10 protein-coding genes are annotated in these 12,783 nt (G+C 53.3%); 6 read left to right on the top strand and 4 right to left on the bottom strand.

Going from position 1 to position 12,783, the window contains the following annotated elements:
* Positions 1–59: 59 nt before the first annotated feature.
* Positions 60–1,628 (top strand): replicative DNA helicase, encoded by a 1,569-nt coding sequence (gene dnaB, locus Q4E93_RS33425; protein WP_303592328.1) that lies wholly within the window; start codon positions 60–62, stop codon positions 1,626–1,628.
* A 236-nt stretch (positions 1,629–1,864) separates the two neighbouring features.
* Positions 1,865–2,575 carry an RsmE family RNA methyltransferase gene (locus Q4E93_RS33420; RefSeq protein WP_303592326.1) on the top strand — a complete coding sequence of 237 codons (711 nt, stop codon included), beginning with the start codon at positions 1,865–1,867 and terminating at the stop codon, positions 2,573–2,575.
* A gap of 5 nt (positions 2,576–2,580) precedes the next feature.
* On the opposite strand, the gene Q4E93_RS33415 is transcribed toward Q4E93_RS33420, so the two are convergent.
* From Q4E93_RS33415 to Q4E93_RS33405, 3 genes are all read right to left on the bottom strand, one after another.
* Positions 2,581–3,213, bottom strand: coding sequence for a YdeI/OmpD-associated family protein (locus Q4E93_RS33415; RefSeq protein ID WP_303592324.1), 633 nt, complete (start codon positions 3,211–3,213; stop codon positions 2,581–2,583).
* Complete coding sequence (locus Q4E93_RS33410; RefSeq protein ID WP_303592322.1) at positions 3,200–3,946, bottom strand: TerC family protein; 747 nt, start codon at positions 3,944–3,946, stop codon at positions 3,200–3,202. The genes Q4E93_RS33415 and Q4E93_RS33410 overlap by 14 nt, the downstream gene beginning before the upstream one ends.
* 373 nt (positions 3,947–4,319) lie before the next feature.
* The gene (locus tag Q4E93_RS33405; protein ID WP_303592320.1) at positions 4,320–5,441 is read right to left on the bottom strand and encodes a quinone-dependent dihydroorotate dehydrogenase; all 1,122 of its coding nucleotides are present in this window, start codon (positions 5,439–5,441) and stop codon (positions 4,320–4,322) included.
* A gap of 102 nt (positions 5,442–5,543) precedes the next feature.
* Here Q4E93_RS33405 and Q4E93_RS33400 point away from each other — a divergent pair, with 102 nt between their 5' ends.
* The 4 genes from Q4E93_RS33400 to Q4E93_RS33385 all read left to right on the top strand — a co-directional run bounded on the left by Q4E93_RS33400 (position 5,544) and on the right by Q4E93_RS33385 (position 12,137).
* A complete protein-coding gene (locus Q4E93_RS33400; protein ID WP_303592318.1) occupies positions 5,544–6,722 on the top strand; it encodes an acetyl-CoA C-acyltransferase in 1,179 nt (392 codons plus the stop codon).
* A gap of 220 nt (positions 6,723–6,942) precedes the next feature.
* Positions 6,943–7,587 (top strand): response regulator transcription factor, encoded by a 645-nt coding sequence (locus Q4E93_RS33395; protein ID WP_303592317.1) that lies wholly within the window; start codon positions 6,943–6,945, stop codon positions 7,585–7,587.
* Positions 7,588–7,689: 102 nt separating this feature from the next.
* Complete coding sequence (locus tag Q4E93_RS33390) at positions 7,690–9,528, top strand: tetratricopeptide repeat-containing sensor histidine kinase (RefSeq protein WP_303592315.1); 1,839 nt, start codon at positions 7,690–7,692, stop codon at positions 9,526–9,528.
* A gap of 110 nt (positions 9,529–9,638) precedes the next feature.
* Positions 9,639–12,137: a TonB-dependent receptor gene (locus tag Q4E93_RS33385; protein WP_303592313.1), complete on the top strand. Its 2,499-nt coding sequence runs from the start codon at positions 9,639–9,641 to the stop codon at positions 12,135–12,137.
* Positions 12,138–12,232: 95 nt separating this feature from the next.
* On the opposite strand, the gene Q4E93_RS33380 is transcribed toward Q4E93_RS33385, so the two are convergent.
* Positions 12,233–12,697: a DUF983 domain-containing protein gene (locus Q4E93_RS33380; RefSeq protein ID WP_303592311.1), complete on the bottom strand. Its 465-nt coding sequence runs from the start codon at positions 12,695–12,697 to the stop codon at positions 12,233–12,235.
* Positions 12,698–12,783 lie beyond the last annotated feature (86 nt).

Raw genomic sequence — 12,783 nt, 5'->3', positions numbered from 1 at the left:
AACCCTGGGTTCGTTTTGTGCTGGACACCCTATTTTTTAATTATTTGGACGGTTTATCAATGGATCTTACTAACCTTAATCTCAACAAGGACCGCAGCAAATTCAGGCGCAAGCCTACTGTGGATCTCAGCACCATGGTTTATGGTAAAATTCCTCCTCAGGCCAAGGAACTGGAGGAGGCTGTACTGGGCGCCATCATGCTGGAAAAAAGTGCTTTTGATACTGTTGTGGAGATCTTAAAGCCCGAATGCTTTTACCTGGAGGGTCATCAACGCATATACAAGGCCATGCAGTCCCTGGCCCAGAAAAGTCAGCCCATCGATATCCTCACGGTGGTGGAAGAGCTGAAGGTCCGGGAAGACCTGGAGGTGGTAGGCGGCCCCTATTATGTGACGAAGCTGACCAATTCGGTGGTGTCTTCCGCCAATATAGAAACGCACTCCCGCATCGTCCTGCAGAAATTCATCCAGCGGGAGCTGATCCGCATCAGCGGGGAGATCATCGGAGACGCCTACGAGGACAGCACAGACGTATTCGACTTGCTGGACGACGCGGAGAGCAAACTATTCGAGATCACCAACAATCACCTTCGAAAGAATTTCGACAGCATCGACAGCGTCCTGGTCAAAACGATCCAGCGGATCGAAGAGATGCGGAACAAAAAGGATGAGATCTCCGGCGTGCCCAGCGGATTTTCCACCCTGGATAAGATCACTTATGGCTGGCAGCCGACGGACCTTATTATCCTGGCTGCCCGTCCTGCCGTGGGTAAAACGGCTTTCGCCCTTAACCTGGCCCGTAATGCCGCCCTGAATAATATCAAGCCTACTCCCGTTGCTTTCTTCAGCCTTGAAATGAGCTCTGCTCAGCTGGTGCAACGTATCCTTAGCGCTGAGAGCGAGATCTTTATGGAAAAGATCGCCCGCGGCCGCCTGGAGGATCATGAGATGAAGCAACTGTACAAGAAAGGGATCGACAGGCTGGCAAAAGCTCCTATTTTCATCGATGACACCCCTGCCCTCAATATTTTCGAGCTGCGCGCCAAGTGCCGCCGTCTGAAAAACAAGCATAATATCGGCTTTATCATCATCGACTACCTGCAGCTGATGAGCGGGGGCGGCGACAATAAGGGCAACCGCGAACAGGAGATCAGCCAGATCTCGCGTGCGCTGAAAGGTCTGGCAAAAGAGCTCCAGGTGCCTATCATCGCCCTGTCCCAGCTGAGCCGTGCCGTTGAATCGCGCAAGGAAGGGGAGAAGATCCCCCAGCTGAGCGATCTGCGTGAATCAGGCGCTATCGAACAGGATGCCGACATGGTGATGTTCCTGTACCGGCCCGAATATTATGGCATCACCGCCAATGAAATGGGAGAAAGCAATAAAGGGGAGACACATGTGAAGATCGCCAAGCACCGTAACGGCTCCCTGGATACCGTCAAGCTGCGGGCGCTGCTCCATATACAGAAGTTCACTGAGTACGAGGGGGATGATTTCGGGGGCATCGGCATGCCTTCCGGCGGCAGCTGGAAGCCTGTTCAGGATGACGATGGCGGCGGCGCCAAGCTGTATATCCAGGCCGGCAGCCGGATGAAGGACCTGCCTATCGACGAGGACGATGTGCCTTTCTAGCTGTGAGCTGTGAGCTACAAGCTGCAAGCTACAAGCCAGAGTTGAATTAAGTTTGTCTGAGGTTCGCTAATCAAATAGCAATAAACAGCTCCTTACGAGGGGCTTTTATTTTGCACTGACCATTACGGCAGGTCTTGTTGAGGGAGGGGGCGTTTTTCCATAGTACAAACAAAATAAGCAGTAAACCGGATAATCCAAGCCCCGGGGCCTGTAACTTCGCCTGATAAGAAGCTCCGATGGCATTACCTTTTTTTTATCTATCCGCGTATCGTCCCGGCGATGTTGAAATAACGCTGGACGAAGATAATTCCCGTCATGTGGTCCAGGTGCTGCGGATGCAGAAGGGACAGCAGCTGCTGCTGACGGACGGTAGTGGATGGTTGCTGACGGCGGCGATCCTGGACGATCACAAGAAGAAATGCCTGGTCAGGGTAAATGCGTCGGTTTTTCAGCCGGGCCGGACGAGGAAGGTGACCGTGGCCATGTCTCTGCTGAAGAACGCTTCCCGCTTCGAATGGTTCCTGGAGAAGGCGACGGAGATCGGTGTGACGGGTATTGTCCCGCTGCTGTGCGAAAGGACGGAGAAGCAGCATTTCCGCCAGGACAGGATGCAAAATATCCTGGTAAGCGCGATGCTCCAATCGCAGCAGACCTGGCTACCCGCATTGCGGACTCCTACCCCGTTGGCGCAGGTGATCCGGGAAAGTTCCGGGGAGGAGGGTTTTATCGCACATTGCGTGGAGACGGAGCGTTCATCCCTGGCCGTGGCGGCGCGTGCTTCGGCCGCGGCTTCGCAGCTGATCCTCATCGGGCCGGAAGGGGATTTTACCAAAAACGAGATTGAAATGGCGCTGGGCAGCGGTCTTCTGCCTGTTACGTTGGGGGAGACGCGCCTGCGGACGGAGACGGCGGGCGTGGTGGCGGCAACGCTTATGTGTATACGTTGATAGAATTATTTTTTCTGGTATTTCCAGCGCAACGACTTGCCTTCGGTCAGCCATTCCATGGCGGTGGCTATACGTTTTTCCCGTGTGGCCTCAGTCTTCGCTTCCGCGATCCATTCGATGTATTCCCGCCGGTGGGAAGGTGAAAATGCCTCAAATGCAGCCAGCGCTTTTTTGTTTTTTTTCAGGGCCGTAGTCAACGCCGCCGGGATGGGTGGTTCCTTTTTGGGGGCTGCTTTGGGCTTTGTTTTCTTGATACCCTTTTCGTTGAGCTCCGCAGCTTCGCGGATGTAAGCGATCATGATCTTGTCCGAAGGCAGGTCTTTCTTAGAGGTGATCCGGTCCAGATGTCCCATCGCGTTCTTTTCCTTTAACTGCAGGATGCCTTCGGGATCTTTCAGCAGCGAGGCATTCCACAGCCCGAAAGCGCAATGCGCCTTAAAGGCCGCCATGTTACAGAGGATGCTGCCGTTGTTCTGGAAGAACGGCATGCCCCATTTGATCGTTTCCTCCACGCCGGGCCAGGCTTTATGCACCAGCTTGCGGATGTGTTCGAGGATGGGGCGTGCAAAATCAGCCGATCTGATGATGTACGCGTCGATGCGGGCATCGATGACGGTGGTGGTTTTAGTGTTTGTCATGTGGCTTTATCGTTTTCTTTTTATAGCGTGTATTCAGCAGCTCGACACCGAAGGCAAAGGCCATGGAGAAATAGATGTAGCCTTTGTCGATATGGGCATGATGAATGGGCTCCAGGCCTTCGAAGAAAAGACTGAATCCTACCATCAGCAGGAAAGCGAGCGCAAGGATCTTGAGGGTAGGCCGCCTGTTGATGAAATCCGCGATCTTCTGGGAAAAGAAGAACATGATGATCATGGCAATGATCACGGCGGTGATCATGACGGGTACCTGTCGGGCCAATCCTACGGCTGTGATGATACTATCAAATGAGAAAACGGTGTCCACCAGAACGATTTGGGTGACGATGGCGCCGAATGACATGGACGGCTTATCCGCCGCCGCCAGTTCGTGACCGTCCCCTTCCAGCTTTTCATGAATTTCCTTCACGGTCTTATATAAGAGGAACAGCCCGCCTGCCAGCATAACGAGATTGCGTATGCTGAACCCATAGCCAAACACGGAGAAAAGCTCTTTGCTGCCATTGGTTACCAGCCATCCCAGTCCCAGCAGAAGGAGGCTTCTGATCAGGATGCCGGCGATCATCCAGATGCGACGGGCGCTCAGCTGTTTATCCGGAGCCAGCCTGCCGATGAGGATGGATACAAAAATAACGTTATCGATACCCAGTACGATCTCCAAAAGCGAAAGGGTGAACAGACTAATAAGCGAATCAATACTAAAGAGGGGAGCCATAAGTGTGTGTGCGTTAAGATCATTAAGAGGCCGTAAAAATAAGACCTTTACCCCACAAAAAAAGGCACCGTCCTTCGACGATGCCTGTTGCAATTTCATAGAAAAAGGCTGTTAGGAAAAGCCTGACGATCAATCACCGCCTTTAATGGTTTAGGGGTTTGGGTGGTGACGCCGTCATTATGTAAAGCTCAATGTTGAAAGTTGTAGTGGCAGGCGGGTAGAAGCACAAAAAGGGCAACATTTTTCATTGTTTCAAGCTTGGGGTTGTGCCGCAAATAACGGCTATCGCAATGAAAAAAGTGCATTCCGCGCGTCTGAATTGATACTCGTGTTGATTTTGGCAATAAGTGTGTCGATTGAGGCCATAACTGTGTCAACGTTGCAGTTTTGCGCAGATCCGGCCCACGATAAAGGGGCCTTCGTAGATAAAACCGGTCCATACCTGCACCAGCGAGCCGCCTGCCGCTGTTTTCTCCAGGCCGTCCTCGCCTGTAAAGATCCCGCCGGAGGCGATGATGGGAAGGGTCCCTCCTGTTTTCTTGTGTATATACCGGACTATTTCGGTCGATCTCTCTTTTAAGGGGGCGCCGCTTAATCCACCGGCGCCGATGGTTTCCAGGCGGGCGGGGGACGTGATCAGCCCGTCCCGGCTGATGGTGGTATTGGCGGCCACGAGTCCATCCAGCCTGATCTCCATAGCCAGGTCCACCACGTCGTCTATCTGCTGCCAGGTAAGGTCGGGCGCGATCTTCAGCAGCAGGGGCCTTGGCGGGATATGGCGGACGGCGGCCATCTCCTGGTTCAGCGCCTGCAGGCGGGTGAGGATATTGTGCAGGGCGTCCTTTTCCTGCAGCGCACGCAGTCCCGGCGTATTGGGAGAGCTGACATTGACCACGAAATAATCCACGTGGTCGAAGAGCTCGCGAAAGCAGATGATATAGTCTTTCCACGCTTCCTCGTTGGGAGTGGCCTTGTTCTTACCGATGTTGCCGCCGACGATCAGCGGAAGGCGCTGGTTGCCGCCGGACCGGGCGCCGTTCTTCTCCCGCCATTGTTTCAACCGCTGTGCGATGACCTGTACGCCTTCGTTGTTAAAGCCCATCCGGTTGATCAATGCCTGGTCCTGGGGGAGGCGGAATAGCCTGGGTTTTTCGTTCCCGTCCTGGGGCAGGGGGGTCACTGTTCCTATTTCGACGAATCCGAAGCCCAGGGCGTCCAGTTCCCTGAGGTAAAGGGCGTTCTTGTCAAATCCGGCTCCCAGGCCAACGGGGTTGCGGAACGTGAGACCGAATACCTCTTTCTGCAGGGAACCGCCTCCCCTGTCCTCACTTGCAGCTTGTAGCTTGTAGCTTGCAGCTTCGTCCGGCCGGCAGGCCCAGGTCACCAGCTGCCTGGACCAGCGCCAGCGGCAGAGCGCTCTTAACATGTTCATGCTGAAATAATGCACATCTTCGGTAGGGAACAGGAACAAGATATTTCGGAAAAACTTGTACATGGCGCGAAGATATAATGGTTGGTCGAATCGCTTTGGGATTTGCCCTCAAAATCTTATCTTTGATACAGACAGTTGCATAAACAACTAACGAAAGCTATCATTATGCAGGAAGCATACATTGTCGCCGGCTATCGCTCGGCAGTAGGTAAATCCAAGCGAGGGAAGTTCCGTTTTTACAGGCCTGATGACATGGCCATCGATGTGATAAAAGGGTTGTTGGCATCCGTCCCGCAGCTGGAGCCCAGGCGGGTGGACGATGTCATCGTGGGCAACGCTGTACCCGAGGCCGAGCAGGGGCTGCAGGTGGGGCGGATCATTGCCGCCCGGGCCGTAGGCATACATGCTCCCGGCGTCACGGTGAACCGGTATTGCGCCAGTGGCCTGGAAACCATTGCTATTGCCACTGCCAAGATCCGCACCGGCATGGCCGATTGTATTATTGCCGGTGGAACGGAAAGTATGAGCATGGTGCCCACAGCGGGCTGGAAGACGGTGCCTGCCTATTCCATTGCATCCGAAGATCCCGATTATTATCTGAATATGGGCCTGACGGCCGAGGCCGTAGCCAGGGAGTTCAAGGTCAGCCGGGAGGACCAGGACCAATTCTCCTACGAGTCGCACCAGAAGGCCATCAAGGCTATCGGGAACGGCTATTTCAAGGAGGGGATCCTTCCGCTGCAGGTGGAGGAGATCTATGTGGATGAGAAAGGCAAAAAGCAGAAAAGGAGCTTTACGGTAGATACGGATGAAGGCCCCAGGGCTGACACTTCCCTGGAAGCGTTGGCCAAATTGAAGCCCGTGTTCGCCGCCGGCGGCTGTATTACGGCGGGCAACTCTTCCCAGACCAGTGATGGCGCCGCCTTTGTCATCGTCATGGGCGAGCGGATGATGAAGGAGTTGGGGCTTCAGCCTATTGCCCGTCTCGTGGCCTGCGCCAGCGCCGGGGTGCATCCCCGTATCATGGGCATTGGTCCCGTAGAAGCGGTGCCCAAAGTATTGAAGCAGGCCGGTATGAACCTGGGTCAGATCGACCTGGTAGAGCTCAATGAGGCTTTTGCATCCCAGTCCCTGGCCGTGATCCGCCAGCTGGGCATAGATCCGGCCATCGTCAACGTCAACGGAGGCGCTATTGCCCTGGGGCATCCGCTGGGCTGCTCCGGCTGCAAGCTGACCATCCAGCTCGTCCACGACCTGAAAAGGCTGAAAAAGAAATACGGCATCGTTACTGCCTGTGTCGGTGGCGGGCAGGGGATTGCCGGGGTAATAGAGCACCTGAATTAGGTCCGCGGCATTGTCATATTTCGTCTCTCTGTATTACGTCCTTATACTACAGGACGGATAAGGGGCACTTTCTAAATTAAAAGAGGGGCTACCCGTCATATTTTCACGGTGTCATATCATAAATAGTTTTAACTTGCTTTCTCGTTAAACGCTTACTGGTCATAGGCATTTTAACCGCTGACAATCTTTTTTCCGTAATAAGGAATCCACTATTTATACAATGATTCGAGTATTCATTACTGATGATCATGAAATGTACCTGGAAGGATTGGCCCTATTGCTGGGCAGGCAGGAAGGCATAGAAGTCGTCGGGACCGCTCAATCCGGAAAGGATCTGCTATCGCGCCTTAATGACATCCAGACCGACATTTTATTGCTGGACGTTTATCTTCCGGACATGGGAGAAGAAGAGCTGTTGCAAAGCATCCGGGCCAGCCGTCAGGACCTGAAGATCATTTATCTCACGCTGTTGCGTGGCACCCGCTATATCCATAAGCTTACCCGTCATAATATCCAGGGATATGTGCTGAAGAATGCCACGCTCGATGAGCTGCTGACAGCCCTGCAAGCCGTACAGAACGGCGGCAGCTATTTCAGCAAGGATATCAACATAGGGGACAGGGATGAAGATTTCCGAAACACCATTACCATTGAAGACAAACAGATAGATGAGATCCTTTCCCGTCGCGAGCTGGAAGTGCTCAAGCTTATCTGCCGGGAATATAGCAATGCCGAGATCGCCGATAAGCTTTTTCTAAGCGTAAGCACGGTGGAGACACATCGCAAGAACCTCATTGCCAAGCTGGGTGTAAATAATACTGTAGGCCTCGTAAAATTTGCCCTCCGGAATAAGCTGATCGACTAACGCTGTAACCACAATTGCACTAAGGTGCTCAAAAGAAACTTACTGTATCCGCAAAAGATGATTATCGTAAAGTAAAGCCAACTAAAATAAGTGAAGCGGCCATTGACCCTTTTCTTACTGCTTATTATCTATTCTGCGTTGTCCGCTCAGATGGACAGCGCCAGTATTATAGCAGCGTATGGAAAGGGTATTCACTTTACGGAAGCGCAGGTGGATTCCATCCGCTATTATGCGGACTTCATCGATCAGGCCGGCCCGAAGACCGGCTACTTAAAAGCCAGGGTGATGGCGCTTCGCCTGCACGGTTTCTATTATGAAAACAAAGCCGATTACAAGCGGGCCATCGACTATTATCTCCAGTCCCTGGACGAGGCCAGGAAGATCGACGATATCCAGCATCAGATCAATGCCCTGACGGACCTGGCTGTCATGTATACGGAAATGAAGCAGCCGAAGAAGGCAAAAGATGTCTACCTGGAATGCGTGGCCCTGAACAAGAAAAGAGGGGACGCCGGATCTCTCCTCACCAGCTATATCAACCTGGCTCCTTTATATAACCATTTAGGCCTTTATGACAGCGCGCTCCTTTTCCTGCAGGAAGGCCTGCGGATCGGTAAACCCCTGGAAGAACAAGGAAAAGAAGACCTGTCCAACCTGTACAACAATCTGGGACAAACCTATTATTTTCTGAAGAACTACGATAAGGCCATCATATATTTTGCGGACAACTACAGGCATCATGTGGCGGCCCAGGGCCTTACGGCCAAGGCGACGCAGTGGTTTGACGTCCTTAATCTGGCCGATGCCTATACCCAGAAGAACGTGCTGGATTCCGCGGGCAAGTATGCCGCGCTTGCCCTGAGCCTGGCCGAGCAGCTGAATGCCAGGAGCAAACAATCGGATACCTATCAGATCCTCTCCAAACTGGCGCAGCGCCGGGGCGACTATAGGAAGGCTTATGAGTACCAGTCCAAATGGTATGAGCTGGATACTGCCATCGTGAATGGGGAGACCTATAAGGCCATTGCCGAGCTGGAAGAAAAATATGAGGCCCGGCAACATGAGAACGAGATGCTGCTGCTCCAGGGAGAGATAACCCAGCAGAAATTCCACACCCGTATCATGGTCATCATGAGCATCAGCCTGCTGCTGATAGCCATCCTGGCAGCCATGGCATTTGTCATCAAAAGAAAGGTCAACCGGAAGCTGCAGGCCACCAATGACCTGGTCACGCGGCAGAATGAACGGCTCTCGGAACTGAATTTCGAAAAGAACTCTTTGATCAGCATCGTATCGCATGACCTGAGCACTCCCTTTGCGAGCATCGGCATGTGGGCCCAGCTGCTGCAGGTGGATGCCAGCAACCTGACCGCGGAGCAGAAGAAAGCGCTCAACCGCATCGAGCAGGCTACTGCCTATGGCGAAAAGCTGATCCGTCATATCCTGGACGTGGAAAAGGTGCAGACCAACCAACACAAGCTGCAGCTGGAGAACGTGGACCTGCGGATCTTCTCGGAATCCGTCATCGATACTTTCCAGCCGGCGGCAGATAAAAAAAATATCCAGCTGCACCTGGAATGCCCTGAAAAAAGTTTGTATTTCCTCAGCGACCGGCAATTGTTAAGCCGGATGCTGGAAAATCTGCTGTCCAATGCCATCAAGTATACGGATCAGGGGAAAAACGTCTGGATGAGCGTCAGCGATGAAAGGGATGCCATCAGCATCAAGGTGCGGGATGAAGGGGTGGGCATCGAAAAAGACGAGCTGCCTCACCTGTTCTCGAAATATAGCAAGATCTCTTCTCAACCCACGAACGGGGAGCCGTCCACCGGACTGGGTCTTTCCATCGTGAAGCGCATCTGCGAAGAGCTGAACGGCCAGATCCACTGCGAGAGCTGCCCGGGCGAAGGCTCTATCTTCACTGTCGTCCTGAAAAAATGACCGGGCTGGTCATTACCATCTGATTAACATATTTTAATGGTTAAAATTAGGCTGAGGCCGCCGGCTGGCCTAAATTTGAAACCTTGTAGCAAAAATTGGTGATCCCAGTCATGAATCGATGTATATACCTAGTCCCGTTATTCTTTCTGAGCTTCCTTCTGATGGCATTTGTGCCCGGCACCGGCAGTCTTACCGGCAGGATCACCGACCAGCATGGCGCATCGCTTGCGGGCGCTACTGTCTATATCCCTGATCTTAAGCTGGGCGTGGTTACGGACACGGCCGGGTATTATAAATTCTCTTCGCTTCCTTCCGGGAGGTACCTGGTTGAAGTTCATTCCATCGGTTTTAAAACTTTCACGAGGACGGTAACTATCAGCGGCCCTGTCGTCCAGGACTTTTCGCTTTCCGACGAATATGTGGAAGAAAGCCCCGTCGTGGTGACAGGGCTTTCGAAGGCTACGCAGATCAAGAGAAGCCCCGTTCCTATCGTCGCCATCAATCATGATTATCTCATTTCCAATCTGAGCACGAACGCTATCGACGCTATTTCCAGGATCCCCGGCATCAGGGCGGTCACCACAGGCCCCAATGTTTCCAAGCCTTTTATCCGGGGTCTGGGCTACAACAGGATCCTCACGCTGTATGACGGCATACGGCAGGAGGGGCAGCAATGGGGGGATGAGCATGGCATCGAAGTGGACCAGTATGGTGTGGAGCGCGTGGAAGTGATCAAGGGGCCTGCCAGCTTAAGCTTCGGCTCGGACGCGCTTGCAGGTGTCGTCAATCTCATCCCCACGCAGCCTGCGCCGGAAGGGAAGATCCGGGGTGATATCACGATGGACTATCAGACGAATAATAAATACCTGGGCGGGTCCGGCTACGTGGGCGGCACTATGAACGGCCTGGAGTGGATGGCCCGCATCTCCCATAAGCAGGCGGCGGATTACAGGAATAAGATCGATGGCCGTGTCTTCGGCACTGCATTCAGCGAGACGGACGCAAGCGCTTCCCTGGGACTTCACCGCAAGTGGGGCTATTCGCACCTGGACTTCGTGCTGTATGACGACCTGCAGGAGATCCCTGACGGCAGCAGGGACAGCGCCACGAGGCGGTTTACCCGACAGATCACGGAGGCGGACACGGTGCGCCAGATCGTTTCGGATGCGGACCTGGGCAGCTACCATATTGAAAAGCTGCACCAGCATGTGCAGCATTACCGGGTCTATTCCGGCAACAGCTTTACCCTGGGAGATGCAGGCAGGCTGCAGGTGAACCTGGGATTCCAGCGCAGCATCCGCAGGGAATACAGCCATCCTGTCGCTTACACCACGCCCGGTCTTTACCTGCAGCTGACCAGCTATACCTATGACGTAAAATATTTTCTGCCGGAATTCGATAACTGGAACGTGACGGCGGGCCTAAACGGCATGTACCAGCAGAACAACAGCGCGGACGGGACCGAATTCGTTATCCCATCCTATCACCAGATGGACATGGGACCATTCCTGCTGGCCAAACGCAGCTTCGACAAACTGGATATTTCCGGGGGGCTGCGTTTCGACACCCGCCGGTTCACCAATTCATCGTTGTACACTGCCACTGACCCGGCCACGGGCTTTGACCGGCCTGTGTATGGCGCGGACACGGCGGGTGCGGACCTTCAATTCACCGATTATAAGAAAACATTCACCGGCTGGTCCGGCAGCATGGGCGCCACCTACAATTTCTCCGAACAGCTGGCCGTCAAAGCCAATATCGCCCGTGGCTTCCGCGCTCCCAATATTGCCGAGATCTCGGCCAATGGCGTACATCCCGGCACTAATATCTACCAGCTGGGCAACCCTGACTTCAAGCCCGAGTTCAGCCTGCAGGAAGACCTCGGCTTCGTGTATTCGTCACGGTATGTAGTCGCCAGTCTCGACCTGTTCAATAATTTCATCTCCAACTATATCTATAACCAGAAGCTGCAACGGGCGGACGGCTCCGACTCCATGGATATAACGGGGAAGAATACCTATTTTCAATTCGTCGCATCCCGCGCACGGCTTTACGGCGGCGAGGTGAGCGTGGACTTCCATCCCATAAAGGCCCTGCATTTCGAAAACAGCCTTTCCATCGTTTATGGCAACAATAAAGGCGTGAAAGGAAAAGCGCTGAATGACAGCGCCAGGTATCTGCCTTTTATCCCGCCGACGCATGGTATCTCTGAATTGAGATATGAGTTCGCGTCCAGGACTTCTCACCTCGTACATGCTTTTGTAAAAGTTCAGATGGAATATTATGCGGCGCAGAACAGGGCTTTCCTGGCCTACAATACGGAGACGCCTTCGGCGGGCTATACGCTCTTCAATGCAGGCGTGGGAGGAGGTTTTACCGATAAGAAAGGGAAGACCATCGTCAATGTATATCTCAATGGGGACAATCTGTTCGATAAGGCGTACTACGACCATCTCAGCCGGTTGAAGTACTTTCTTTACGCTGCGACGGACACCCATCCCAGCCATGGGATCTATAATATGGGGCGCAATATCAGCCTGAAACTGAGCTTTCCGCTGGATTTCAGCCCGGTCCGGAAGGCGGACAATACAGGTGCGGGGGGGCTGTGAGGGGTTTTTACAAAATAATATTGCATTTCCGGCGTTATTTATTTACTAACCCGATGTCATAAACAAAAAGCCATTCACCGGCGGGTGGGTGGCTTTTAACTTTCATTCGGATGGTCCTGGTAATATTCATCCGTCTTATAATCGAAGCGTTTTACGGGCGTTTGCTTATAGTTGGGATCGTAGCTGACGAAAAAGTACAGGTAGATCACCCGGCTTATGCGCATCAACCACGGTTGGAGACCGACGAGCAGGAAAGCATTGATCCCCATCCACCAGAAGAAGCGATTGTCCTCCGTGGACAATCCAACCAGCACCCACCATGCGACGAAGGTTGCTACGGACAGCGCAAATGAAAGTGCGTAGCTGACGTAGCCGGTGCCGTACCAGAAGCCTACTTCCAATTCAAAAGGCTGTCCGCATTCGGGGCAGGTCTTTGGCATCTTCATGGTCTGTCGCAGTTTCCAGGGGTTGGGCTGGCTGAACATATGACCCCGGCGGCAGCGGGGGCATTTCATCGTGAGGATGCTCCAGAAATATCCGGGCTTTTCTTGTGCAGGCATGGGGCAAAGGTACGGCTATTGAGGTAATGCCCGTATGGTTGTCCCGGGGGATGAAAGAGGTGAACGAGTCTGCGATGGAGTGAGGA

This window comes from Flavitalea plasmicola (assembly GCF_030546645.1).
Taxonomy (GTDB): Bacteria; Bacteroidota; Bacteroidia; order Chitinophagales; family Chitinophagaceae; genus Puia.
This window is presented reverse-complemented; position numbering and strand designations above follow the sequence as displayed.